This window comes from Kitasatospora albolonga, assembly GCF_039535905.1.
Lineage (GTDB): Bacteria > Actinomycetota > Actinomycetes > Streptomycetales > Streptomycetaceae > Kitasatospora > Kitasatospora albolonga.
In genome coordinates, this window is the sequence record NZ_BAAAYB010000098.1 from 22,150 (window position 1) to 46,797 (window position 24,648).

The 24,648-nt window shown below is 73.1% G+C and carries 25 protein-coding genes and 1 tRNA gene; 9 read left to right on the top strand and 17 right to left on the bottom strand.

Features of this window, described 5'->3' with window-relative positions:
• Positions 1 to 30: 30 nt before the first annotated feature.
• From ABD946_RS24240 to sp36, 5 genes are all read right to left on the bottom strand, one after another.
• Positions 31 to 852, bottom strand: a complete 822-nt coding sequence (locus ABD946_RS24240; RefSeq protein ID WP_345286953.1) for an MBL fold metallo-hydrolase — start codon at positions 850 to 852, stop codon at positions 31 to 33.
• On the bottom strand, positions 849 to 1,034 hold the full coding sequence (locus tag ABD946_RS24245; protein ID WP_345286955.1) for a hypothetical protein: 186 nt from the start codon (positions 1,032 to 1,034) through the stop codon (positions 849 to 851). Before ABD946_RS24245 ends, ABD946_RS24240 begins: the two co-directional genes overlap by 4 nt.
• Before the next feature lie 93 nt (positions 1,035 to 1,127).
• Positions 1,128 to 1,973, bottom strand: coding sequence for an NUDIX hydrolase (locus ABD946_RS24250; protein ID WP_345286957.1), 846 nt, complete (start codon positions 1,971 to 1,973; stop codon positions 1,128 to 1,130).
• A 231-nt stretch (positions 1,974 to 2,204) separates the two neighbouring features.
• On the bottom strand, positions 2,205 to 2,669 hold the full coding sequence (locus tag ABD946_RS24255) for a RidA family protein (protein ID WP_345286959.1): 465 nt from the start codon (positions 2,667 to 2,669) through the stop codon (positions 2,205 to 2,207).
• Positions 2,669 to 2,824 carry a Sp36 family protein gene (gene sp36 / locus ABD946_RS24260; RefSeq protein WP_345286961.1) on the bottom strand — a complete coding sequence of 52 codons (156 nt, stop codon included), beginning with the start codon at positions 2,822 to 2,824 and terminating at the stop codon, positions 2,669 to 2,671. The genes ABD946_RS24255 and sp36 overlap by 1 nt, the downstream gene beginning before the upstream one ends.
• Before the next feature lie 277 nt (positions 2,825 to 3,101).
• On the opposite strand from sp36, the gene bagA reads away from it, so the two are divergent.
• Both bagA and bagB read left to right on the top strand, forming a co-directional pair.
• Positions 3,102 to 4,160: an ATPase BagA gene (gene bagA, locus ABD946_RS24265; RefSeq protein ID WP_345286963.1), complete on the top strand. Its 1,059-nt coding sequence runs from the start codon at positions 3,102 to 3,104 to the stop codon at positions 4,158 to 4,160.
• Positions 4,161 to 4,230: 70 nt separating this feature from the next.
• Entirely contained in the window at positions 4,231 to 5,391 is a 1,161-nt protein-coding gene (gene bagB, locus ABD946_RS24270) for an ATPase BagB (RefSeq protein ID WP_345286965.1), read from the top strand.
• A gap of 204 nt (positions 5,392 to 5,595) precedes the next feature.
• Here bagB and ABD946_RS24275 read toward each other — a convergent pair whose 3' ends face one another.
• Entirely contained in the window at positions 5,596 to 5,919 is a 324-nt protein-coding gene (locus tag ABD946_RS24275) for a WhiB family transcriptional regulator (protein WP_345286967.1), read from the bottom strand.
• A gap of 400 nt (positions 5,920 to 6,319) precedes the next feature.
• Between ABD946_RS24275 and ABD946_RS24280 the strand changes: the two genes are divergently transcribed.
• On the top strand, positions 6,320 to 8,575 hold the full coding sequence (locus ABD946_RS24280) for a transglycosylase domain-containing protein (RefSeq protein WP_345286969.1): 2,256 nt from the start codon (positions 6,320 to 6,322) through the stop codon (positions 8,573 to 8,575).
• Positions 8,576 to 8,726: 151 nt separating this feature from the next.
• Here the strand turns inward: ABD946_RS24280 and ABD946_RS24285 are convergent, their stop codons facing one another.
• Positions 8,727 to 9,179, bottom strand: coding sequence for a GatB/YqeY domain-containing protein (locus ABD946_RS24285; RefSeq protein ID WP_345286971.1), 453 nt, complete (start codon positions 9,177 to 9,179; stop codon positions 8,727 to 8,729).
• A gap of 306 nt (positions 9,180 to 9,485) precedes the next feature.
• Between ABD946_RS24285 and ABD946_RS24290 the strand changes: the two genes are divergently transcribed.
• Entirely contained in the window at positions 9,486 to 10,427 is a 942-nt protein-coding gene (locus tag ABD946_RS24290; RefSeq protein ID WP_345286973.1) for a metallophosphoesterase, read from the top strand.
• 101 nt (positions 10,428 to 10,528) lie between these two features.
• A tRNA-Pro gene (locus tag ABD946_RS24295) sits at positions 10,529 to 10,602 on the top strand.
• A gap of 243 nt (positions 10,603 to 10,845) precedes the next feature.
• Here the strand turns inward: ABD946_RS24295 and ABD946_RS24300 are convergent.
• The 3 genes from ABD946_RS24300 to ABD946_RS24310 all read right to left on the bottom strand — a co-directional run bounded on the left by ABD946_RS24300 (position 10,846) and on the right by ABD946_RS24310 (position 14,175).
• Positions 10,846 to 11,919 (bottom strand): hypothetical protein, encoded by a 1,074-nt coding sequence (locus ABD946_RS24300; RefSeq protein WP_345286975.1) that lies wholly within the window; start codon positions 11,917 to 11,919, stop codon positions 10,846 to 10,848.
• Positions 11,920 to 12,093: 174 nt separating this feature from the next.
• Complete coding sequence (locus ABD946_RS24305; protein ID WP_345286976.1) at positions 12,094 to 13,530, bottom strand: DHA2 family efflux MFS transporter permease subunit; 1,437 nt, start codon at positions 13,528 to 13,530, stop codon at positions 12,094 to 12,096.
• Positions 13,531 to 13,539: 9 nt separating this feature from the next.
• The gene (locus tag ABD946_RS24310) at positions 13,540 to 14,175 is read right to left on the bottom strand and encodes an NADPH-dependent FMN reductase (RefSeq protein ID WP_345286978.1); all 636 of its coding nucleotides are present in this window, start codon (positions 14,173 to 14,175) and stop codon (positions 13,540 to 13,542) included.
• 128 nt (positions 14,176 to 14,303) lie between these two features.
• Here ABD946_RS24310 and ABD946_RS24315 point away from each other — a divergent pair, with 128 nt between their 5' ends.
• The gene (locus tag ABD946_RS24315) at positions 14,304 to 14,996 is read left to right on the top strand and encodes a TetR/AcrR family transcriptional regulator (RefSeq protein ID WP_345286980.1); all 693 of its coding nucleotides are present in this window, start codon (positions 14,304 to 14,306) and stop codon (positions 14,994 to 14,996) included.
• A 134-nt stretch (positions 14,997 to 15,130) separates the two neighbouring features.
• A complete protein-coding gene (locus ABD946_RS24320) occupies positions 15,131 to 15,658 on the top strand; it encodes a gamma carbonic anhydrase family protein (RefSeq protein ID WP_345286982.1) in 528 nt (175 codons plus the stop codon).
• Positions 15,659 to 15,725: 67 nt separating this feature from the next.
• Here the strand turns inward: ABD946_RS24320 and ABD946_RS24325 are convergent, their stop codons facing one another.
• Positions 15,726 to 15,980: a hypothetical protein gene (locus tag ABD946_RS24325; protein WP_345286984.1), complete on the bottom strand. Its 255-nt coding sequence runs from the start codon at positions 15,978 to 15,980 to the stop codon at positions 15,726 to 15,728.
• Positions 15,981 to 16,141: 161 nt separating this feature from the next.
• Positions 16,142 to 16,567 carry a hypothetical protein gene (locus tag ABD946_RS24330; protein WP_345286986.1) on the bottom strand — a complete coding sequence of 142 codons (426 nt, stop codon included), beginning with the start codon at positions 16,565 to 16,567 and terminating at the stop codon, positions 16,142 to 16,144.
• Between the two features lie 328 nt (positions 16,568 to 16,895).
• On the opposite strand from ABD946_RS24330, the gene ABD946_RS24335 reads away from it, so the two are divergent.
• Positions 16,896 to 17,405: a hypothetical protein gene (locus tag ABD946_RS24335; protein ID WP_345286988.1), complete on the top strand. Its 510-nt coding sequence runs from the start codon at positions 16,896 to 16,898 to the stop codon at positions 17,403 to 17,405.
• Between the two features lie 138 nt (positions 17,406 to 17,543).
• Positions 17,544 to 19,361: a S9 family peptidase gene (locus tag ABD946_RS24340; protein WP_345286990.1), complete on the top strand. Its 1,818-nt coding sequence runs from the start codon at positions 17,544 to 17,546 to the stop codon at positions 19,359 to 19,361.
• 73 nt (positions 19,362 to 19,434) lie between these two features.
• Here the strand turns inward: ABD946_RS24340 and ABD946_RS24345 are convergent, their stop codons facing one another.
• From ABD946_RS24345 to ABD946_RS24365, 5 genes are all read right to left on the bottom strand, one after another.
• A complete protein-coding gene (locus ABD946_RS24345; protein WP_345286992.1) occupies positions 19,435 to 20,235 on the bottom strand; it encodes an SURF1 family protein in 801 nt (266 codons plus the stop codon).
• 82 nt (positions 20,236 to 20,317) lie between these two features.
• Positions 20,318 to 21,388 (bottom strand): hypothetical protein, encoded by a 1,071-nt coding sequence (locus ABD946_RS24350; RefSeq protein WP_345286993.1) that lies wholly within the window; start codon positions 21,386 to 21,388, stop codon positions 20,318 to 20,320.
• Positions 21,381 to 21,911 carry a SigE family RNA polymerase sigma factor gene (locus ABD946_RS24355; protein ID WP_345286994.1) on the bottom strand — a complete coding sequence of 177 codons (531 nt, stop codon included), beginning with the start codon at positions 21,909 to 21,911 and terminating at the stop codon, positions 21,381 to 21,383. The genes ABD946_RS24350 and ABD946_RS24355 overlap by 8 nt, the downstream gene beginning before the upstream one ends.
• Positions 21,912 to 22,204: 293 nt before the next feature.
• Positions 22,205 to 23,272 (bottom strand): aspartate-semialdehyde dehydrogenase, encoded by a 1,068-nt coding sequence (locus ABD946_RS24360; RefSeq protein WP_345286995.1) that lies wholly within the window; start codon positions 23,270 to 23,272, stop codon positions 22,205 to 22,207.
• Complete coding sequence (locus ABD946_RS24365) at positions 23,269 to 24,549, bottom strand: aspartate kinase (protein ID WP_345286997.1); 1,281 nt, start codon at positions 24,547 to 24,549, stop codon at positions 23,269 to 23,271. The genes ABD946_RS24360 and ABD946_RS24365 overlap by 4 nt, the downstream gene beginning before the upstream one ends.
• Between the last annotated feature and the right edge of the window lie 99 nt (positions 24,550 to 24,648).

Consider the following 24,648-nt stretch of genomic DNA (forward strand, 5'->3'; position numbering starts at 1 on the left):
GCGGGGGCCTTTCCGCTGTCCGGCGGCCCGTCAGATCAGGCCGTGGTCCTCCAGGTAGGCGAGCTGGGCGCGCACCGAGAGTTCGGCGGCCGGCCAGAGCGCGCGGTCCACGTCCGCGTACACCTTGGCCACCACCTGCTCGGCCGTCCGGTACCCCGCCTCCACGGCGGTCTCCACCTGGGCCAGCCGGGCGGCCCGGTGGGCCAGGTAGTAGTCGACGGCGCCGAGCGCGTCCGCCAGCACCGGCCCGTGGCCCGGCAGCACGGTGCGCACGCCGCGCTCGGCGGCCATGGTGTGCAGGCGGCGCAGCGAGTCCAGGTAGTCGCCGAGCCGGCCGTCCGGGTGGGCGACCATCGTGGTGCCCCGGCCCAGCACGGTGTCGCCGGTCAGGATCGCGCCGTCGGCGGGGAGGTGGAAGGTGAGGGAGTCCGCGGTGTGCCCGGGGGTGCCGACCACCCGGACCTCCAGGCCGCCGACCTCGATCACCTGGCCGCCGCGCAGCCCCTCGGAGCCCAGCCGGTGGGCCGGGTCGAGCGCGCGGACGTCGGTGCCGGTCAGCTCGGCGAAGCGGGCGGCGCCCTCGGCGTGGTCGTGGTGCCCGTGGGTGAGCAGGGTCAGCGCGATCCGCTTGCCCTGCTGCTCGGCGGTGTCGACGACCCGGCGCAGGTGGCCCTCGTCCAGCGGGCCCGGGTCCACCACGACCGCGAGGTCGGAGCCGGGCTCGGAGAGCAGCCAGGTGTTGGTGCCGTCCAGGGTCATCGGGGAGGGGTTCGGCGCGAGCACGCAGAACGCCCGGGGGGTGGCCCCGCCGCCGATCCCGTCGGCGGGGTCACCCGGGAGGAGACCGGTCACCGGCCGCCCTCGCTGACCCGGTACAGGCTGCGCAGGGGCAGCTGCCGCTCCAGGCGCCGCAGGGTCGGCTCCTCCGGCACGCGGTCGGCCGCCCGGCCGGCCAGCGAACGGAGCGTCAGCGGACGCGCGGTGAGGGTGTTGTCGGTGAGCGCCGACCGGCGAGCCACGTCGTTGTGGGTCATCGGATCGTCCTTCCTGGGTGTGAGCTGGTGCTTCTCGGGATTTCGGGCGAGCGGCGTCCGGCCTCCCACGGTCCCTTCGGGAGATCGTGACGGCTACTCGGGAGGAAAAATACCTTCGATGGTCAGCTCTTCATACCCCGGCCAGCGAACTGTCAGCCGATCCCCCGAAGTCTCCGCGCGTCCCAGCACGGGTACCACCTTCCGGTCGGCCCCGGCGGCCACCGCCCCGGCCGCCGAACGGACCGTCAGCAGCTCGCGCTGGACGGTCACGGTGGGCGGCATCATCCGGTAGCGGCCCTCGCCGTAGCCCTCGACCACCTCGGCCGGGGAGAGCCAGGCGACCCGGTCGGCCTCGCCGACCGTCTCGGCCGCCAGCTGCCCGGGCGGCATCGCGGCCACGAAGAACCAGGTGTCGAAGCGGCGCTCCTCGAACTCCGGCGTCACCCAGCGGGCCCAGGGCGCCAGCAGGTCCGAGCGGAGCACCAGGCCGTTGGCGGAGAGGAAGTCGGCGAAGGCCAGTTCGTGCCGCTCGATCGCGGCGCGCTCCTCCGACCAGTCGCGCGGATCGGCGGTCCGTTCCGCGTCCGGACCGGCGAGCAGCACCCCGGCCTCCTCGAAGGTCTCCCGCACCGCCGCGCAGACCACGGCCCGGGCGGTCGGCTCGTCCGTGCCGAGCCGCTCCGCCCACTCGGCGGGGGACGGGCCGGCCCAGCCGTAGCCGCCCTCGGCGTCGCGCGGGTCCACCCCACCGCCCGGGTAGGCGTACTGCCCGGCGGCGAAGGCCATCGAGGTCCGGCGGCGCAGCAGGTAGGCCTCCGGGCCGTCCTCACCGTCCCGCAGCAGGACCACGGTGGCGGAGGGCTTGGGGACCGGCGGGGTGAGTTCACCCGCGGCGAGGGCCCGGATCCGTGCTGGCCACGACGGCGGCATCGACATCATGGCCGGATGCTACCGGCCGTCGCAGCGCCTCCGGCAGGGCCTGTCACTTGTCCGGAGCGGCTCCGGAAGGCAGCGGCCCAGGGGCGCGAGGAACTGCGCGCAGGGGAACGGCAGCACGTGCAACTGGCTGACGTGCCCTCAGTTGCAGATGAGCCGCCTTCCGACCCGCGCAGTTCCTCGCGCCCCTGAGGCCGCTGCCCTGCCGTCCGTTCGAGGACGACTACCGGTACGTCAGTCCCGGACCCGGACCTGGAACTCGATCTCGACCGGCGCGTCCAGCGGCAGCACCGCGACGCCCACGGCCGACCGGGCGTGCACGCCCGCCGCGCCGAGCACCTCGCCGAGGAACTCGCTGGCGCCGTTGATCACACCCGGCTGGCCGGTGAAGTCGGGGGCGGAGGCGACGAAGCCGACCACCTTGACGACCTGCTCCAGCTTGTCCAGGTCACCGATCACGGACTTGATCGCCGCCAGGCCGTTGAGCGCGCAGACCTGCGCCAGCTCCTTGGCCTCCTCGGCGGTGACCTCGGCGCCGACCTTGCCGGTGCTGGGCAGCTTGCCCGCCACCATCGGCAGCTGACCGGCCGTCAGCACGTACTCGCCGGAGCGGATCGCCGGGACGTACGCGGCGACCGGCGGCACCACCTCGGGGAGGGTCAGGCCGAGCTCGGCCAGCTTCTCCTCGACCTTGCCCATCAGATCTTCTCCCGCTTCAGGTAGGCCACCAGCTGCTCCGGGTTCGGGCCCGGAACGACCTGGACGAGCTCCCAGCCGTCCTGGCCCCAGGTGTCCAGGATCTGCTTGGTGGCGTGGACGAGCAGCGGCACGGTGACGTATTCCCACTTGGTCATGGCCCCGACTCTAGTGCCATTTCACCCACGGACCGTCGCCCGCCGTCGGTTCTCCGTCAGGGGTCACCCGTCCGTCGCGCGTCCGCCAGAGGTCCACCGGAGGTCCGCCGGACGTCGGCCGTACCTCCGTCGCCCCTCCGGGAATCCCGGCATCCGCGGCGGCGGCTGGTTACCCTCGCGGGAGAGCACCTTCGGCGGCACGTCTTCGGCGGCCCGTCGGCAACGGCAGCTCCTGACGTCGGCTGACGCCGGCACCCGAGAGGCACGGAGGCGGAGCGTGGAGCAGCAGGACCGGCACGGCCCGGACTGGGAGGGGGTCCGACTCCACGTGGTGAGCGGCAAGGGCGGCACCGGCAAGACCACCGTCGCCGCCGCGCTCGCGCTGGCGCTGGCCGCCGAGGGGGGCCGGACGCTGCTGATCGAGGTGGAGGGCCGGCAGGGCATCGCCGAGCTGTTCGGGATAGCCGCTCTGCCGTACGAGGAGCGGAAGGTGGCCACCGTCTCCCCCGCCAAGCTCGGGCTGCCGGGCCGCGGGCCGGCCGGTGAGCTGTACGCGCTGGCGATCGACACCGAGCTGGCGCTGCTCGAGTACCTCGACATGTTCTACAAGCTGGGCCGGGCCGGGAAGGCGCTGCAGAAGGTCGGCTTCGTCGACTTCGCCACCACCATCGCACCCGGGGTCAGGGACGTGCTGCTCACCGGCAAGGCCTGCGAGGCCGCCCGCCGGAAGGGGCCGGACGGCCGGCGGGCCTACGACGCGATCGTGATGGACGCGCCGCCGACCGGACGGGTCACCAGGTTCCTCAACGTCAACTCCGAGGTGGCCGGGCTGGCCAGGTTCGGGCCGATCCACGGGCAGGCCCAGGCGGTGATGCGGGTGCTGCGCTCGCCCGAGACGGCCGTGCACCTGGTGACCCTGCTGGAGGAGATGCCGGTGCAGGAGACGGTGGACGGCATCGGCGAACTGCGCGAGGCCAAGCTGCCGGTCGGCGGGGTGCTGGTGAACATGGTGCGCCCGCCGGTGCTGGACGCGGCGGCGGTGGCCGCGGTGGACGGCGACCACCGCGAGGAGGTCGCGACGGCCCTCGGCGAGGCCGGGCTGGGCGGCCGCTCCAAGTCGGCCGCCACCGTGCGGGCCGCGGTGGAGCCGCTGATCGACCCGCTGCTGGACCAGGCCCGGGAGCACGCCGAGCGGGTCGAGCTGGAGCGCGAACAGCGGACCGCGGTGCAGCAGTTGAAGCTGCCCACCTACGAACTCCCGCTGCTCGGCGGCGGGGTGGACCTGGGCGGGTTGTACCGCCTGGCCGGCGAGCTCAAGCGGCAGGGGGCGGCATGACCGGGCCGACCGGACGGGACGGACAGGACGGACGGGACGGACGACGGGTGACGGCGAAGGGGACGGCGGCATGACCGGGCTGGACATCGACGCGCTGATCGGCGACCGGGCGACCCGGATCGTGGTCTGCTGCGGCTCCGGCGGGGTCGGCAAGACCACCACCGCCGCGGCGATCGGCCTGCGCGCGGCGGAGCAGGGCCGCAAGGTCGTGGTGCTGACCATCGACCCGGCCCGGCGGCTGGCCCAGTCGATGGGCCTGACCGAGCTGGACAACACCCCGCGGGTGGTCAAGGGCGCCAAGGGGGACGGCGAACTCCAGGCCATGATGCTGGACATGAAGCGGACCTTCGACGAGGTCGTGATCGCCCACGCCGACCCGGAGCGGGCCCGGACCATCCTGGAGAACCCCTTCTACCAGTCGCTCTCGGCCGGCTTCGCCGGGACCCAGGAGTACATGGCGATGGAGAAGCTCGGCCAGCTGCGGGCGGCCGAGGAGTGGGACCTGATCGTGGTGGACACCCCGCCGTCCCGCTCCGCGCTGGACTTCCTGGACGCGCCGAACCGGCTGGGCTCGTTCCTGGACGGCAAGCTGATCCGGATACTGACCGCCCCCGCCAAGGTCGGCGGCCGGAGCGCGATGAAGTTCCTGAACGTCGGGATGGGCCTGGTCACCAGCACCCTCGGGAAGGTCTTCGGCGCCCAGCTGCTGACGGACGTGCAGACCTTCGTCTCGGCGATGGACTCGATGTTCGGCGGCTTCCGCGAGCGGGCCGACCGCACCTACCAGCTGCTCAAGGCGCCCGGCACGGCCTTCCTGGTGGTCGCCGCCCCCGAGCGGGACGCCCTGCGCGAGGCCGCGTACTTCGTGGACCGGCTGGCCGCCGACGAGATGCCGCTGGCCGGACTGGTGCTCAACCGGGTGCACGGCACCGGCGCGCCGCAGCTCACCGCCGAACGGGCCCTGGCCGCCGCCGAGACGCTCGAGGAGAACGGCTCCGGCGAGGCGCGCACGGAGCACGACGTGGCGGCCGAGACGCTGGCCGCCGGACTGCTCCGGCTGCACGCCGAGCGGATGCAGGTGATGGACCGCGAGCGGCTCACCCGGGACCGCTTCGTCTCGGTCTACCCGGACGTGCCGATCGTCGAGGTACCGGCCCTGCCCGGTGACGTGCACGACCTCGACGGCCTCCGGGCCATCGGCGCGCGACTGGGCGGCGAGCCGACCGACTGACCGCGACCGACTGACCGTCAGCCCGCCCCTGCGACACGCCCGTTGGGCGCCGCACGTGCGACACGCCCGTTGAGCACCCACGCCGCCGAACGGCGGCACCGCGGCACTCAGCGGGCGTACCCCCACACAGCCGTACGGGCCGATCACCGCCCGGGCTCCCCCACCCGGACACCGATCCGCCCGACGGATCGTCCTGAACCGCGACTAGCCCGCCTGGGCGTAGTCGGTGAGGATGACGCCCGTGGCGAGCGACTCCTCGTACTCCGTCCTGGCCGTCTCCAACAGCCTGCGCCAGGACATCACCGTCGGCCGACGGCGGAGCAGCGCCCGCCGCTCCCGCTCGGTCATACCTCCCCAGACACCGAATTCCACCCGGTTGTCCAGGGCGTCGGCCAGGCACTCCGTCCTGACCGGGCAGCCACTGCAGACCGCCTTCGCGCGGTTCTGCGCCGCCCCCTGTACGAACAACTCGTCCGGATCACTCGTGCGGCAGGAAGCCTGCGCACTCCAGTCGTCCACCCAGCCCATCCCGGCGCCGTCCTCTCCCGAATCGGGGCTCCCCCACGGCGGCAACGGCATATTCACCGCTGCCAGTTGAGGACGTTACGGAAGAACGCCAGGACGCAACAGCCCCTTCGGGCCCAATCTCAAATGACCCGATCGGACTATGGGTATCCATCCACTCACCCGTTGGAGTGATCGCAGGTCGGAGGCCTTGTCAGAACCCGTCCGACCACTCTCGTCACCCTCTGCCACACCGTCACCGGCGGACCCGCCAGTAGACCACCTGAAAGCGGGTCAATTCGGGCAAAGCTCATCACTCACAAGAGTGATGAGCATGAACAGAGCGAAGCTGTCGCAGTGTTGTGACAAGCGTAGGCGAACACCTGCCCCCTTGTACGGGAATCAGCGACGTAGTGTTCTCCCCATGGCACCTCAGCGACCCGCGGGTTCCCCGCTTGACAAGGCCGGGCTCGGACTCAAGTTCCTGGGCATCAGCGTGCTGGCCGGAGTGCTGGTCGCCGGGATGGCGCTGCCCGCGATCGGCGCGCTCGGCCTGACCGCGAAGGACACCGCCGAGAGCTTCGACAACGTCCCCACGGACTTCAAGACGCCGACCCTCTCCCAGGCCTCGTACATCTACGACGCCGGCGGCGGCCTGATCGCCAAGGTCTTCGACCGCGACCGGACCATCCTCACCAAGGAGCAGATGGCCCCGATCATGCGGCAGGCCCAGGTCGACATCGAGGACGCCCGCTTCTACGAGCACGGCGCCGTCGACCTCAAGGGCGTGGCCCGCGCGATCGGCAAGAACGCGGAGTCCGGCGAGGCGACCCAGGGCGCGTCCACGCTGACCCAGCAGTACGTGAAGAACGTCTTCGTCGAGCAGGCCGGCGACGACAAGGAGGCCTTCCTCCTCGCCACCCAGAAGAGCCTCGGCCGCAAGATCAAGGAACTGAAGATCGCGGTCAAGCTGGAGGAGGAGCTGAGCAAGGAGCAGATCCTCACCAACTACCTGAACATCACCTTCTACGGCCACCAGGCCTACGGGATCGAGTCGGCGGCCCAGCGCTACTTCTCCAAGAGCGCCAAGGACCTCACCGTCCCCGAGGCCGCGATGCTGGCCGGCCTGGTGCAGAACCCCTCGGCGTACGACCCGGTGCTGCACCCGAAGGCGGCCCAGATCCGCCGCGACACGGTGATCAGCAAGCTGCTGGAGAACAAGCACATCACCGCCGAGGAGGCCAAGGCGGCCACCGCCGCCCCACTGGGCCTCAAGTACAAGGAGCCGTTGAACGGCTGCATCACCGCGCAGAACGGCATGGGCTTCTTCTGCGACTACGTCCGCCACGTGGTGAAGCAGGACCCGGCCTTCGGCAAGACCGCGACGGACCGTCAGAAGCTCTGGTCCCAGGGCGGCCTGAAGATCTACACCACCATCGACCCGCAGAAGCAGGCCGCCGCCCACAAGGCGGTGACCACCAAGGTCTACCCGACCGACGACGTCTCGGCCGCGATGACCATGGTCAAGCCCGGCACCGGCGAGATCCTGGCGATGGCCCAGACCCGCCCGTACGGCCTCGACGGCAACCAGAAGCAGACCGTGCTCAACCTCAACGTCGACGCGGCGATGGGCGGCGGCAACGGCTTCTCCCCCGGCTCGACCTTCAAGCCGATCATGGCCGCCGCGGCCATCGAGAACGGCACCCCGGTGACCCAGCAGTACCCGTCGGAGTACAAGATCCCGTACCCGACGATGAGCACCTGCAACGGCACCTGGGTCAACTCCAAGACCAAGCCCTCCACCATCGAGAACGAGAGCAAGAGCGAGATCGGCCCGTACCAGCTGAAGGAGGCCATGGCGAAGTCGGTCAACACCTACTTCATCCAGATGGCCCAGGAGACCGGGCTGTGCGCCTTCAAGCAGATGGCCAACAAGCTCGGCATCAAGGCGCTGGCCAGCGGCGAGGCCTTCCCCGAGGTGCCCGCCATGGTGCTCGGTGCCCGTGAGGTCAGCCCGCTCTCGATGGCCGGCGTCTACGCCGCCTTCGCCGCCCGCGGCAAGTACTGCACCCCGATCGCCGTCAAGTCGGTGGTCAACAACGCCGGCACCCAGCTCCCGGTCCCGCAGCCGAACTGCACCCAGGCGATGAGCGAGACCACCGCCGACGCCATCAACACCCTGCTGCTCGGCGTGACCGAGAAGGGCACCGGCTCCTCCCTCGGCCTCGACGACGGCCGCCAGATCGCCGGCAAGACCGGTACCACCGACAACCGGTACGCGGCCTGGTTCAACGGCTACACCCCCGAACTGGCCACCGCGGTCTGGCTCGGCGGCCCGACCACCTACGTCTCGATGAAGAACATCAAGATCGGTGGCAAGCGCTTCGACTCGGTCTACGGCGCCACCGGCCCCGGCCCGATCTGGCAGATGGCCATGAACGAGGTGCTGATGGGCACCCCGCGCGGCTCCTTCCAGACCGTGAACATCCCCGACCCGCAGCCCAAGACCGACCCGAACGCCTCCCCCGGCGCCACCCCGCCGTCCAACGACGGCAGCCAGGCCGCCGGCGGCCTGATCGGCGGCAACTTCACCCTCCCGCCCGGCATCATCGGCGGCGGCAACGGTGGGAACGGCGGCAACGGGAACGGCAGCGGCTGGGGCAACGGCGGCCACCGCTGACCCGCCCCGCCTGACCCCACGTCAGAGGGCCACCCCCGTATCGGGGGTGGCCCTCTCTCGCGTTCTCCGGCTTCCGCACGGGCCGTCGGGGCTCCGTCACGGCTGACGTGCCGACCGACGTGCCGACCGACGTGCCGACTCCTGCTCCCTGCTACTGCAGCGCGGCCTTCACCGCGGCGGCCACCCGGCCACCCTCCGCCAGACCGTCCACCTTCGGCTTCACCAGCTTCATCACCGCGCCCATGCCCTGCGGCCCGGTCGCCCCGCTGGCGGCCACCGCCTCCGCGACGATCGCGGTCAGCTCCTCGTCGCTCAGCTGCTTCGGCAGGTACTGCGCCAGCACCTCACCCTCGGCCCGCTCCTGCACGGCCGACTCCACACGGCCGGCCTGGTCGAAGGCCTCGGCCGCCTCCCGGCGCTTCTTCGCCTCGCGGGCGATCACCTTCAGCACCTCGGCGTCGTCGAGCTCGCGCTCGGTCTTGCCCGCCTTCTCCTCGGCCGTGACGGCGGAGAGGGTGAGCCGGATGGTGGACGTGCGGAGCTCGTCCCGGGCCTTGATCGCAGCCGTGAGGTCCTCCTGCAGCTGCTGCTTGAGCGTAGTCATGCAGCATTCCTACGCCGCCGCCCGCCACCGGGCAAACCCATTCTTCCCACCCGGCCGTCCGCCCCGGCCCTCTCCGCCACCCCCGCCGCCCCCGCCACCGGCCCGTTCCCCACCCCGTCCAGCACCACCGTGGCCGCCGACCACCTCGCCGAAACCGCCCTGCCCGCACCCGGCGGCGGGCTGCTCCTGACCCTCCGTCGCCTCAGCTCCTCCCCCTGCCCCCACGACGTCCCCGGTCCGCCCTCCTGACGGACGATCAGCCCGGGGACGTTCTCGGTGCGATCAGCAGTCTGAGAGCATGGACCGATGCGACCGCTGTACTCCGTCCCGCTCGGAATCGCCGCCACCGGCGCCGCCTGCCTCGCCTACTCCGCCGGCTACGAGGTCCGCTCCTTCCGGCTCCGCCGGGTCGAGGTGCCGGTCCTGCCCGCAGGGGCCCGGCCGATCCGGGTGCTCCAGGTGTCCGACATCCACATGGTCGACGGTCAGCGGAAGAAGCAGCGCTGGCTCCAGAGCCTCGCCGGCCTGCGCCCCGACCTGGTGGTCAACACCGGCGACAACCTCTCCGACCCGCTCGGCGTCCCCGCCACCCTCGACGCCCTCGGCCCCCTGCTCGACTTCCCCGGCGTCTACGTCTTCGGCTCCAACGACTACTACGGCCCCGCCCGGAAGAGCCCCACCCGCTACCTCAAGGCCCTCCGCACCGGCGTCCACGGCCTCAACAACCCCGACGGCACCGGCCGCCGCGGCATCACCGGCGCCGTCCACAACCCGTGGACCGACCTCCGCGACGGCTTCGACGCCGCCGGCTGGCTCGACCTCACCAACACCCGCGGCCGCCTCAAGCTGGCCGGCCTCGACGTCGAGTTCACCGGCCTCGACGACCCCCACATCCGCCGCGACCGCTACAACGCCGTGGCCGGCGGCCCCTCCCCCGACGCCGACCTCTCCCTCGCCGTCGTCCACGCCCCCTACCTCCGCGTCCTCGACGCCTTCACCGCCGACCGCTACCCCCTGATCCTCGCGGGCCACACCCACGGCGGCCAGCTCTGCGTCCCCTTCTACGGCGCCCTCGTCACCAACTGCGACATCGACGCCCGCCGCGTCAAGGGCCTCTCCGCCCACCGCGCCGGCGGCCACCAGTCCTACCTCCACGTCTCTGCCGGCTGCGGCACCAACCGCTACACCCCCGTCCGCTTCGCCTGCCCCCCGGAAGCCACCCTCCTCACCCTCACCACCCGCCGCTGACACCCCAGCTCACAGCCCCGAGAAACCGGATTTCGCATCTCGGCGCCCGTCCGATAGAGTTCTACTCGTTGCACCGGAGACGGAGAGCAACGAAGCAGGACCGGGGTGTGGCGCAGCTTGGTAGCGCGCTTCGTTCGGGACGAAGAGGCCGTGGGTTCAAATCCCGCCACCCCGACCCAGTGCAGAGGCCCTGCCGGAGAAATCCGGCAGGGCCTCTGTCGTTTTTGGTGACCGGGCCTCGGACTAGGTCCGGCGGGGGCGTACGCGGCTGGCCTGGGAGCGTGGCCGTGTGACGGTTGGTCAGGTGGCGGTGGGGCGGGCGGGTCGTGGCGGGTGGGTGTGCGGAAGGGGCCCTGCCGGGGGTGTCCGGCAGGGCCCCTTCTGTTGGGTGACCGTTCGTCAGGAGCGGGTCACGGGGTCAGACCTTGTTCCAGGTGTCGGTGGACCAGAGCGCGCCGCCCTTGCCGGGGCCGCCGTCGGACTTGTAGATGACGAAGTTGCCGTCGTCCTGGAGGAGGGCGTAGGCGCCGGGGTTGTTGTAGGTGCCGGCCGCCCAGGTGACCTGTGCGGGGTGCATCCAGTCGCGCAGCAGGAGGTTGCCGTCGGCCTGCATCACCAGCTCGATGATCGGGTACGGGACGTTGTACGTGCCGCTGGACCAGATGGCCTTGCCGTCGCTCTTGCGGTAGATGACGACGTTGTGGTCGGCCTGCACGATCATCCAGACCGTGGCGGTCTGGGCCCAGTCACCGTCGAACCAGTAGTTGTAGGAGTTGTCGCCCTGGACCGCGCACAGGCGCGTGCCGCGCTCGCGGGTGCCGTTCCAGAAGTCGGTCTGCCAGTTGTAGTTCTTGCGCCCCAGGACCATGAGGGCGCCGTCCCAGCGCAGGTAGGCCTTGGGCGTGCGGTCGGTCTTGGTGCCGTAGGAGTTGGAGCTCCAGAGGGCGCCGCCGGACTCGGGGCCGCCGCCCGCGCGGTAGACGACGAAGTTGCCGTCCTGCTGCATGGTGACGTAGGCGCCGGGGTTGTTGTAGGTGCCGGTGCTCCAGAGCGGGAGGCGCGGGCCGCCGGGGTTGCCGAGGGCGTAGGTCACCAGGTTGCCGTCGGGCTGCATGACCAGCTCGGTGGAGCCGCTGGGGCTGGTGATCTTCTGGCCCGAGGTGAGCTTCTCGCCGATGTTGATGACGGTCTGCCGGTCGGAGTAGGCAAGGTCACAGGCTGCCGGGTCGACTGCGGCCGGGGCGGCGGCGAACGACCTGGCGGCGGGCGCGCCGGAGGCCTTCGCCGCAGCTGCCGCGGCGGCTGCCGCGCCGGAGGCTGCGGCGGCCCGCGCGTCGGCGGGGCCGGACTTGCCCGCAGCGGCCGGAGCGCCGGGAGTGCCCGGAGCACCCGGCGTGCCCGGGGCGGCGTGCGCCGCGATCGGTGCCGTGCCGGCCAGGGCGGAGGCGGCGAGCAGGGATATGAACGCGCTGCGGAGCAGGCGGTGGCGCATGGGTGCTTTCCCCCGTGGTCGATCTGTCCGGGGCGTCGGTGTGACGCCCCCTGAGCACGCGCGTATCCCGCCGGCACGGCGGCCGTCGGGATACGGACGAATCTCGTCGATGGTCACTTTAATCGTGTGGGACGGGTGTGACATACGGGGTTTTGGTGGCGGTGCGAAGACCTGTCAGCCCTCCGGCGGGCGGTGGGCCGGGAGGAGGAGGGCGGGGACGAGGGCGAGGGTGAGGAGGAGGGCGGCGGCGGTGTAGGCGGTGGGGAAGCCGGTGGTGGTGAGGAGGGTGGAGATCAGGGCGGTGCCGGAGGCGGCCCAGAGTTGGGAGTTGATGCTGAGGGCGGTGCCGGCGGCGGCGAGGCGGTCCGTGGGGAGGGCCCTGGTGGCGGTGGTCATGGTGGGCATCAGGACGGTGCCGGCTCCGGCGCCCATGAGCATGGCGGAGGCGACCAGCCGCCAGGCGGGGACGGTGGGGTCGGCGATCTGGACGGCGGTCAGGGCCATGCCGAGGGCGCCGATGGCGACGCCGGCCGGGATCAGGCGGCGGGGCGGGGTGCGGTCGATCCGGCGGGCGGCGAGCTGCATGGCGAGGCCGACGGTGAGGCCGACGGGGGCGCCGAGCAGGCCTGCGGTGGTGGTGGAGAGGCCGCGGACCTGCTGCCAGTAGACCGGGCCGAGCAGCATCGAGCCGAAGTAGCCGCTGACGAAGAGGGCCAGGGTGATGACGGACACCGTGAAGGTGCGGTCGCGGAGCAGCCGGAGGTCGAGGAGGGGCTGACGGGTGGTCAGGGCGTGGCGGACGAAGGCGGCGATCAGGACGGCTCCGGCGAGGGCCGGGAGGGCGGCGCCGGGGGTGGTGAGGTCGCCGCGTTCGCCGCCGAGGGTGAGGCCGTAGAGGAGGAGGGCCAGGCCGGGCGGGAGGGTGAGCAGGCCCGGGAGGTCGAGGCGGGGCGCGACCTCCGAGGAAGCGGCGGAGGCGGGTGCGTCGGGGCGGAGGAGGAGGGCGGCGAGGGTCAGGGCCAGGGCGCCGACCGGCAGGTTGACCAGGAAGATCCAGCGCCAGTCCGCGACGTCCAGCAGCCAGCCGCCGAGGACGGGGCCGAGCACCGGGCCGATCAGGACGGGCAGCCCGGAGAGGGCCATGGCGCGGCCGAGCCGGTTGCGGTCGGCGGCCCGCATCACCATCGTCATGCCGACCGGCATCAGCAGACCTCCGCCGAGGCCCTGGACGGCACGGAAAGCGATCAGGCTGCCCGCGCTCCAGGCGCAGGCGGCGAGCAGCGAGCCGAGGGTGAAGAGGGCGAGGGCGGTCAGGTAGCTGCGCTTGGCGCCGATCCGGCCCATCGCCCAGGCGGCGGTGGGGACGACGGCGGCGAGCGCCAGGGTGTAGGCGGTGGCGGTCCACTGGACGGTCTCCAGCGGGGCGGCGAGTGCGGTGGTGAGGCTGCGCAGGGCGACGTTGACGATGGTGATGTCGAGCACCGACATGACCGAGCCGGTGATGACCACCAGGAGCGTGCGGTTGAGCACCGAGGAGGAGGGAGGGGAGAAGGGAGGGGAGGAGGCGGGAGCGGCGGGAGGAGAGGCGGGGGTGGTGCGTGCGGTGGACACGGCGGCGCCTCAGCCCTGGTAGGGGTGGGCGGCCCGGGCGGCCCGCAAGGCGCGCCCCCACCAGGCCAGTTGGCCGAGCATGCCCTTGGCCGCTCCCTCGGCGACGGCAGGGTCGCGCGGGGCGCCGTCGGGGCCGAGGCCGGACCAGGGGCCGTGCAGGCTGACCGTGTCGCGGACCGTGGTGGCGTGCAACTCGGCGAAGACCAGCCGGAGTTGTTCGACGGCGCGCAGTCCGCCGCCGAGGCCGCCGTAGGAGACGAAGCCGACCGGCTTGGCGTGCCAGGGGCTCATGTGCCAGTCGAGCAGGTTCTTCAGGGCGGCCGGGAAGCTGTGGTTGTACTCGGGCGTGACGATCACGAAGGCGTCGGCGGCGGTCAGGCGGGGCGTGACGTCGGCCAGCGCGGCGGCGACCTCGGGGGACGGCTCGCTCCCCCACTTCGGCATCGCCAGGGGGAGGTTGACCTCGGCGAGGTCGATCACGTCGTACACCGCGCCGCCCTGACGCGCGGCCACGCCCAGGAACCAGTCGGCGACGGCGGGCCCGTGGCGGCCCTCGCGGACGCTGGCCACGATCACGGCGACGCGCAGCGGCAGCTCCGCGGGGGAAGTGACGGCGGCCGACGGGTGAACGGCGTTGACGGACATGGGTGTTCCCCTCCCTGACGGACCGCCCGGTGCGGCCCGACGTCGAGTAAAGTACAACGAGCGCTGTCACAACGACAACGGTCGTTGTACCTAGGTCGGCGGTAGGAGAGGCAGGGGGAGGGACGGGCATGACGGGCAGCAGCAACGACGCCTGGGTGGCGCAGGCGCGGGAGACGGTGCCGCCACGCCGGCTGGAGAAGCAGATGGCGATGGCGAGCGCGGCCTGCGGCGTGTTCGGCCGCGAGGGCTACGCGCGGGCCTCGGTGGACACGCTCGCGGCTGCCGCAGCGGTCTCCACCCGGACGCTCTACAACCACTTCCCCGGCGGCAAGGCCCAGCTCTTCGAGGCCGTCATCCGGTGGACCGCAGGCCAGGTCAAGGACGCCCAACTGGGGCTCCTGGCAGCGATGTTGGACCCTGCGAGGCCGCCCCACCCCGAGGACCTGGAGCGCGACCTGACGGCCGTGGCCCGGGCCTTCGTCGAGCTGATGGCCGCCTACCCGGACCACTTCGCCCTGGTGCGGCACATCCACGCCGAGGCCGGCCACGTGCCGGCGGAGGTGCTGGCCACCTGGCAGGAGGCCGGACCGGCGCCGGTCGCCCGCGCACTGGCCGAGGCCCTCGGCGGGCTGGCCTCGGCGGGCCTGCTCGACCTGCACGGCGACCCGGAGTTGGCCGCCACCCACTTCATGGCGCTCGGCTCGCAGCCGATCGTCCACCTCTCCCACTACGGCGTCCTGCCCCTGCCGCCCGAGCGGATCGACCGCCTGGTCACCGGCGGTGTCGCCGCCTTCCTCCGGGCCTACCGGGCCGGGAGTTAGGCGGCGGGCCTAGGCTGGCGCCGGCACCCGCCGAGGCGCCGGCACCCGCCGAGGCGCCGGACTCAGGGCCGGGGCTGGGCGGGCCGCGGCGGAGCAAGGACGAGCGCGAGAAGAAGAGGAAGAGGGGTACGGGCATGGCGGAGGCACTGATCACCGGGGTCGGCGGGCTCGAACCGCAGGTGGACCCGGGGGCGTACGTGGCGCCGAACGCGGTGGTGGTGGGCGCCGTGACGGTGGGGGCCGGGGCGAGCGTCTGGTACGGGGCGGTGCTGCGCGGGGACGCGGAGACCATCACCGTCGGCCCCGACACCAACATCCAGGACAACTGCACCGTGCACGCCGATCCGGGCTTCCCGGCGGTGCTCGGGGCGCGGATCTCGGTCGGCCACAACGCGGTGCTGCACGGCTGCGTGGTGGAGGACGACGTCCTGGTCGGGATGAACTCCACCGTCCTCAACGGGGCCCGCATCGGCACCGGTTCGCTGATCGCCGCCGGGGCCGTGGTGCCGCAGGGCATGCAGGTGCCGCCCGGCTCGCTGGTGGCCGGGGTGCCCGCCAAGGTGAAGCGCGCGCTGACGGAGGAGGAGAAGGCCGGCATCAAGGCCAACGGCGAGGGCTACCTGCTGCTCGCCCGCGCCCATGCGGAGATCCCCGGGAACTGACCCGACGTCACCCGACCCGGCCGACCGGCGGAGCCGACCAGCGAGATCGGCCAGCGGAGCCGGCCGCTCAGCGGAGCTCGCCCGCGGGGAGGGACATCGACCCCTCGGCCGCGGGACCCTCGCCCCGGAGCGCGTCGGCCAGCAGGGCGTGCAGGCGGGCCGGGACGAGGGGGCCGGTGGCGAGGGTGGCGGCGAGGGCGGGGAGGAGGTTGGGGGGCAGGGTGCGCGGATCGCCGATGAGGACGGACTCGTCGGGGAAGGTGAGCAGGACGAGGGGAGCGCCGTCGTCGAGCTCGGCGTGGTACCAGCTGACCCTGTTCATCTGCCCCCCTTCCCGGTGGCGGTGGACGCGTTCGACCGAGGCGGAATCGAACGTACACCCGATTATGGGGGCTGGCGAGAAGCGCGCGGAACCGCAATACCGCACGGGTCTGACAGACGGGCCGTGGCGAGGGCGGGGACAGCGCCGGAGAGCCGCCCGGATCAGCCTCCGGCGGGGCCTTCCGGGTTCGAACGGCGGGCCACGAAGTCCTCCACCACCGCGCGGACCTTGGGCAGGTCGGCGGGGTCGAGCTCGACGAGGTGGGCCACGATGGCGCGGGCGTCGGCCGGCAGGCCGGTGAGCTCGGTGGTGACGTAGTCGAGGTACTGGGCGGCGGCGGCGCGCTGGACCCGGGCCAGCGGCAGGCCGAGGCCGGTGGCGAGGGCGCGCAGGACCTGGGGCTCGGGGGCGCGGACCACCTCGTTGCGCACCAGCTTGTGCAGCCAGGTGGTGCCGGGGCGGTAGCCGGTGGCCGGATCGACGGTGGCCTCGGTGAGCCGGCGGAAGGTCATCCCCGGGCGGTCGAGCGCCTCGCGGACCAGCACCGAGAGCGCATCGTCGGCGCCGCCGGCCGTCGTCCCAGGCATCTCGTGCTCTCTCCCTCGCGGCCACCGGCCCCGCTCTGGGGCGCGGACATCGACCCGGACCGTCGCCCCCGGTCGGTCGGCGCGCGAACAGCCGCGTTCGCGACCGAGGCTAACAGCGCCAACCGGCCGATGCTGCCACTTCCCCCACCCCTCCCACCAGCCCGTTTCGCTCCGAGCGGCACCGTTCGAAATAATTCGAATACGTGTTCGCGTTCGCGAACGCATCTAGGTAAGGTCCTGTCCGCAGCCCAGCGGTACCGCGACCCCCTCAGTACAGCGAGCCCAGCGGCAGAGAGCCCAGCAGCACAGAGCAGCAGCAGGAGGCACCGTGTCCACGCCGACCCAGTTCTTCGGAGTCCCGATCCACCGCAGCCGCCGCCCCGTCGCCACCCGGGTGCCCCAACGGCCGCTCTCGGCGCTGCGGCCGCTGTTCGAAGCGGTGCAGCGGGACCCGGTGATCGCGGCGTTCGGCTGGTCGCAGTCCGGTCCGGTGCCGGACGAGCACGGGCGGACCGCCGGGCTGCGGATCGGGCCGCCGTGGTTCCGCACCACCACCGACCACGCCGAACAGGACCTCTACGCGCTCTCCCTCGACCTCCCCCACCCCAGCCTCGGCGGCCACCGCTACGGGCCCGGCGCCACCTCGCTGCGGTGGCGCCGGCTGCCGTACCAGGGGCCGGACGAGGAGCGGTTCGGCCGCGCCAAACGGCTGGCCGACGCCCTGGAGTCCGGCGCCTTCGACCGCGCCCTGGCCGAGTCCTTCGGCGGCGGCCGGGGCGCCACCGACGTCACCGTCTGGCGCGACCGCATCCGCGTCGTGGAGACCACCCTGGACTGAGCCCCCGAACGGAGCGGGAACCGCCCCGGGCCGGAGCCCGGAACGGAGCCACGGCCGGAACGGGACCGGCGCCGCTGACGGCCGGTCAGGTCGGCCAACCCCTGCTGGAGCACCCCCCGGGCGTGACACCCTGGGAAGATGACTGACGAGACGAGTGCCGTACCGGCGTGGGAGCAGCGGTTCCGAGCAGCGCGGGTCTCCCTGCCGGACTGGGCCGAGGAGGCACCCGACCGGGCGCTGTACGTGTCGAACTCCACCGGCACCTACGAGGTCTACGCCTGGGACCGCACCGCCGACACCCACCGCCGGGTGACCGACCGCCCCAACGGCACCACCGACGCCGAGCTCAGCCCGGACGGCGAGTGGATCTGGTGGTTCGACGACACCGACGGCGACGAACTGGGCGTCTGGCGGCGCCAACCCTTCGCGGGCGGCCCGGACGAGCTCGCCGTCCCCGGCATCGAGGCCGCGTACGGCGCGGGCCTGGCGCTGGGCCGGGACGGCACCGTGCTGGTCGGCACCTCGGAGGACGACGAGGGCACCACCATCCACCTGCGCCGCCCGGGTTCGGCCGACCTCGAGACGGTCTACCACCACCAGGAGTACGGCGGGATCGGCGACCTGAGCCACGACTCCTCCCTGCTCGCCGTCGACCACACCGAGCACGGCGACGCGATGCACTCCGCGATCCGGGTGCTCCGCCTCTCCGACGGCGCCGCGGTGGCCGAGCTGGACGAGGTGACCGGCCGTCAGGACCCGCGCGGGCTGGCCTGCCTGGGCTTCGCCCCGGCCGAGGGCGACACCCGGCTGCTGGTCGCGCACCAGCGCCGGGGCCGCTGGGAACCGATGATCTGGGACGTGGCGACCGGCGCCGAGACCGAGCTGGTGCTCCGCGACGAGCAGGGCCGGGAGTTCCCCGGCGACCTCTCCGCGCAGTGGCGCCCCGGGGCCGCCGCCCTGCTGGTGGAGCACGAGTACGAGGCCCGCAGCGAGCTCTTCTCCTACGAGCTGACGAGCGGTGAGCTGACCAGGCTGACCACCCCACGCGGCACCGTCTCGGGCGCGACCGCCCGTCCGGACGGCACGGTGGAGTTCCTCTGGTCCTCCGCCGCCGAGCCGGCCGCGGTCCGCTCCACCGCCGGGCACGTGGTGCTGCGGGCGCCCGGCCCGGTGCCGCCGGGCTCGGTGGCGGTGGAGGACGTCTGGGTCGAGGGCCCCGGCGGCCGGGTGCACGCGCTGGTCCAGCGGCCGGACGGGGCGGGGCCGTTCCCCACCGTCTTCGAGGTGCACGGCGGCCCGACCCACCACGACAGCGACTCCTTCGCGGCCGGCCCGGCCGCCTGGCTGGACCACGGCTTCGCCGTCGTCCGGGTCAACTACCGCGGCTCGACCGGCTACGGGCAGGCCTGGACCGACGCCCTCCAGGAGCGGATCGGCCTGATCGAGCTGGAGGACATCGGCGCCGTCCGCGACTGGGCGGTCTCCTCCGGCCTGGCCGACCCGGCGCAGCTGGTGCTCTCCGGCGGCTCCTGGGGCGGCTACCTCACCCTGCTCGGCCTCGGCACCCAGCCGGAGAGCTGGTCGCTCGGCCTGGCCGCCGTACCGGTGGCCGACTACCTCGCCTCCTACGAGGACGAGATGGAGGCGCTCAAGTCGCTGGACCGCACGCTCTTCGGCGGCTCGCCGGAGGAGGTGCCCGAGCGGTACCGGGCCTCCTCGCCGATCACCTACGTCGAGCGGCTGAAGGCCCCGGTCTACATCAGCGCCGGGTTGAACGACCCGCGCTGCCCGATCCGGCAGATCGACAACTACGTGGCCCGGCTGGAGGAGCTCGGCAAGGAGCACGAGGTCTACCGCTACGACGCCGGGCACGGGTCGCTGGTGGTCGAGGAGCGGATCAAGCAGCTGCGGCTGGAGATCGGCTTCGCACTGCGGCACCTGGGGCGGGCGCAGTGACCTCCCGGGCGGCACGGTGACCCCGCGGGACGGGCGCACCGCCCGGAGCTGACGGGGCGCGACTGACGGGGGGTCAGTCCAGGACCGGGTCCAGCCCGAGGGCCCGGTCCCTGGCCCGCTCCGCCTCGCGGCGGGCCAGCCGGAACCACATGAAGACCACGAAGCCGCCGAAGACGAACCACTCCAGGGTGTAGCCCAGGTTCTGGAAGGCGCGCAGGCTCAGGCCGTTGCCGCCCTGCGGCTGCACCGTCGGCACGGCGGTGAAGCCGTCCGGCACGGCGTCGGCGGCCAGCCAGCCGTCGGTGGTCGGGTACGGCAGCACGTTGACCAGCGCGGCCGGGCTGATGGTGCCCAGCTGGCCGGCGGGCAGACCGCCTGTCACGGCGCCGTCGCTGCCGCTGTTCTCCGGCGCCTGGAGGCGGCCGGCCACCGTCACCGTGCCGTCCGGCACGGCGGGTACGGCCGGGGCGTCCGCCGAGGGGCTGCCGGGGGCCCAGCCGCGGACCACCGGGACGCAGGGGGCGGCGCCGGTCTCCGGACAGAGCGGGGTGAGCACGTAGTGGCCCTGGCGGCCGTCCACCGTCCGGTTGGGGACCAGCAGTTGGTGCTCCCGGTCGTACCGGCCGGAGACGGTCACGGAGCGGCCGACGGTGTCCGTGGTCACCTTCGCGCCCGGGCCGGTCAGCAGCTCGGCGAGCGGCACGGCCGGGCCGGTCGAGCCGGCGGTGGCGGTGCGTTCGGCGTCCTGGTGCCGGTCGACCTGGTCCTCGAAGCGGCTGAGCTGCCAACTGCCCATGAGGACGCAGACCACGATCGCGAGGAGGGCGACCACGGTGCCGCCGAGCCAGCGCGAAGTCAGGAGGAACCGGTACACACGCACCACGGTAACCGGCCCTACACCGGCCCCCGGCACCAGGTCCGCTCGGGCTTGCCCCGGGGCCTCGCGCCCCCCCGGCTCACGGAGCCGGCGAGGCGGTCGGCTGGGGGTCGGGTTCGGGGGCGGTGCGGTAGACCGTGCCGGTGCAGGCGTTCGGGACGGTGGCCTGGACGGGCTGGCCGCCCGGGTCGGGGACGTGGGTGAGCAGCAGGGCGGTCTCCGGACCGGGGGTGGGCGAGGCGGTCGGGGTCGGGGTGGGCGAGGTTTCGGGACCGGGCGCCTCGGAGGGGGCGCCGGAGCCGGAGGGGGCGGGGACGGCGGCCCGGGCCTGGGCGGCCTCGCCCTTCTCGGGGACGCCGGCCGAGGTCGGCCCCGGTGCCGGGGTCGGTGCGGGGCACGCGGTCTCCGGGACCCAGCCGAAGCGGACCAGGTAGGCCGCGGCGGGCGCGAGCAGCAGCGGCCCGTTCGCGGTGGGTGCGGGCAGGGCGGTGGCCGGGCCCCCGGCGGTGTGGAGGGCCACCCGGATCCGGGCCTGGTCGGAGGTGACCGCCCCGCCGCCGGCCAGCTGGCAGGTCCGCGCGGAGACGTTCTGGACCCGGAACCACCCGTACACGTTCCCGGCCGCGTCGGGCCGCCCGACCGAGACGGAGGCCCGCCCGAGGTCGGCCGCGGTGCAGGCCGGGGCGGTGGCCGTGGGTGTCGGCGAGCCGCCGGGCATCCCGGCCACCGGCCCGCCGGCGGTGGCCTGCGGCAGCGGTGGGGTGGTGGCGGACGGCGATCCGGTGGCCGCGCTCGGGGTGCCGGAGCCCGCCGGCGCCTGCGGCACCGGGCGGGTGGTGCCGCTGGGGCTGGGCCGCAGGACGCCCGTCGCCTTGGGCGCGGCGCCGACGGTCGGGCTCTCCACCGGGCCGCCGGAGAGGTCGAGGCCCTGGACGCCCTGAATGGTGGGCCAGGCCGCGGCGCTGAGCAGCACCGCCGCGGCGGCCGTGGTCCAGAGCGTGCGGTGCCGGGCCCGGCGCCTGGGGACTTCCTGCCGCAGCCGCGGCAGGGCCGCCGCATCGGGTTCGAGCCGGGACACCGCCTGATGCAGGCGGCTCCGCAGTTCGTTCTCCAACTGGTCCTCCCCCGAAGGCAGTTGGTGGTCAGTCATCGTCCGTCCCCGCGCCCTGGTCCATCCGTACCCGGAGCGTGGCCAGCCCGCGCGAGCCGTACGCCTTGACCGAACCGATCGAGATCCCCAGCAGGTCGGCGACCTGGGCCTCCGTCAGGTCCGCGTAGTAGCGCAGCACCAGCACCTCCCGCTGACGGCGTTGCAACCCCCGGAGCGCGGCCTTCAACTCGTCGCGCTCCAGCGCATCGTAGGCGCCTTCTTCTGCACTGGCCATGTCAGGCATCGGCTTGGGCAGCAGGCGCAGACCCATGATCCTGCGGCGCAGGGTGGAACGGGAGAGGTTCACCACGGTCTGGCGTAGGTACGCCAGTGTCTTCTCTGGCTCGCGGACCCGGCGGCGGGCGGCGTGCACCCGGATGAAGGCCTCCTGCACCACGTCCTCGCAGGAGGAGATGTCGTCCAGCAGCAGGGCGGCCAGCCGGAGCAGGGAGCGGTAGTGCGCCCGGTAGGTCTCGGTCAGGTGGTCGACGCTGGCCCCCAGCGCCTCCGGGGCGGTGCCCACCGGGTTATCGACGGGACGCGCCGCCACGCGCACCGTACCCAGGCGCACGGGACCCACGTGCACCGACCCGATGTGCGCTGTGCCCACGCGTACTGCCCCCACCACGTTCGCCACGCCTGTTGGACACTCGACCCCCTGCCATGGTTGCCCCGGACTGCGGGCCATTCTCGCGTACCGGACCGAGGCCCTCCAGTGCTCCGGGGAGGGAATCTGACGGAACGTCCGGGATCGAGCGGCCCAACTCCGGACGCCCGCGGGGCCACGGGGCCGGGCCCGCCCCGGCCGGGGTCGGTTCAGCCCAGGGCGGCGAACTCCGCGGCGACCAGTTCGGCGGTCTGCGCCAGGTTGAGCGCCGCGCCCTTGCGCAGGTTGTCGCCGCAGAGGAAGAGGTCGAGCGCGTTGGGGTCGTCCAGGGCCCGCCGGACGCGCCCCGCCCAGACCGGATCGGTGCCGACCGCGTCGTTCGGGGTGGGGAACTCACCCGCCGCCGGATCGTCGTAGAGCACCACGCCGGGCGCCCCCTGCAGGATCTCCTGCGCCGCCTCGCGGGTGACCTCGCGTTCGAAGACCGCGTGCACGGCCAGCGAGTGGGTGGTGAGCACCGGGATCCGCACGCAGGTGGCGGAGACCTTGAGGCCGGGCAGGCCGAGCACCTTGCGGGGCTCGTCCCGCAGCCGGACCTCCTCGGAGGACCAGCCGTCCTCGGTCGGCACGCCGACCCAGGGCACCGCGTTCATCGCCAGCGGGGCGGGGAACGGACCGTGGTCGCTGACCACGGCCCGCAGGTCGCCGGTCAGCTCGCCCACACCGGTGCCGGCGATCTCGCCCAACTGCCCGCGCAGGGTGGCCATCCCGGCCCGGCCGGCGTCGGAGGCGGCCTGGTACGAGGCCACCACCAGCTCGCGCAGCGCGTACTCGGAGTGCAGCGCGGCCAGCGCGCCGATCATGGTGAGGGTGGCGCAGCCGGGGGTGGCCAGGATGCCGCGCGGACGGATCAGCGCGGACGGGGCGTTCACCTCGGGAACCACCAGCGGGACGTCCGGGTCCTGCCGGAAGACGGGCGAGCCGTCGACCACCACGACGCCCTTGGCGGCGGCGATCGGGGCCCAGCGGGCGGCCACCGCGTCCGGCGCGGCGAACACCGCCACGTCGACGCCGGCCAGGGACTCCTCGGTGAGCTCGCCCACCTCGGTCTCCACCCCACGGACCGTCAGTTTCCGGCCCGCGGAGCGGGAGGAGGCCAGCAGCCTGACCTCGCCCCAGACGTCCTGACGGACGGAGAGGAGGCCGAGCAGCACCCCGCCGACGACGCCGGTGGCGCCGATCACCGCGAGGTTCGGCCTCCTCCCCGCGGAGGTCATCGGCCGGTGCCGCCGTAGACGACCGCCTCGTCGGTGTCGCTGTCCAGGCCGAAGGCGCTGTGCACGGCGCGGACGGCCTCGTTGACGTCGTCGGCACGGGTGACCACCGAGATGCGGATCTCCGAGGTGGAGATCAGCTCGATGTTCACGCCGGCCTCGGAGAGCGCCTCGAAGAAGGTCGCGGTGACGCCGGGGTTGGAGCGCATGCCCGCGCCGACCAGCGAGATCTTGCCGATCGCGTCGTCGTAGCGGAGCGACTCGAAGCCGATGCCCTCCTTGACCCGGCCCAGCGCGTCGATGGCCTTCTGGCCCTCGGTCTTCGGGCAGGTGAAGGAGATGTCGGTGAGGCCGGTGGACGCGGCGGAGACGTTCTGCACCACCATGTCGATGTTGACCTCGGCATCCGCGATGGCGCGGAAGATCCGGGCGGCCTCGCCCGGCTTGTCGGGCACGCCGACGACCGTGACCTTGGCCTCGGACGTGTCGTGGGCGACTCCGGAGATGATCGCCTGCTCCATCTCGCCCCCTTCGGGCTTGGTCGGGTTGGTGCTGCTGACAATGGTCCCCGGCAGGCCGGAGAAGGACGAGCGTACGTGAATCGGGATGTTGTAGCGCCGCGCGTACTCCACACAGCGGTCAAGGAGCACCTTGGAGCCGGACGAGGCCAGCTCCAGCATGTCCTCGAAACCGATCCAGTCGATCTTGCGGGCCTTCTTCACCACGCGCGGGTCGGCGGTGAAGACGCCGTCCACGTCGGTGTAGATCTCGCAGACCTCGGCGCTCAGCGCGGCGGCCAGCGCCACCGCGGTGGTGTCCGAGCCGCCGCGGCCGAGGGTGGTGATGTCCTTGCTGGCCTGGGAGACGCCCTGGAAGCCGGCGACGATGACGATGTTGCCCTCGTCCAGCGCGCTGCGGATCCGGCCCGGCGTCACGTCGATGATGCGCGCCTTGTTGTGCACGGAGTCCGTGATGATGCCGGCCTGACTGCCCGTGAAGGACTGGGCCTCGTGGCCCAGGGACCGGATCGCCATGGCCAGCAGGGCCATCGAGATCCGCTCGCCGGCGGTCAGCAGCATGTCGAACTCGCGCCCGGAGGGGATCGGGGAGACCTGCTCCGCGAGTTCGATGAGCTCGTCCGTCGTGTCACCCATGGCGGACACCACGACGACGACCTCATGGCCGGCCTTCTTGGCGTCTACGATCCGGCGGGCGACGCGCTTGATGCCCTCGGCATCCGCAACGGATGAGCCGCCGTACTTCTGCACGACAAGGCCCACGTGCGCTCCTCGACTAGTGTCGTTTTCGGGGGGTGGTGGCCCCCGCACCCCCGGTGAGCGGGGGTTCTGCGGTCGGGCGCCAGTCTAGCGAGCGAGGCG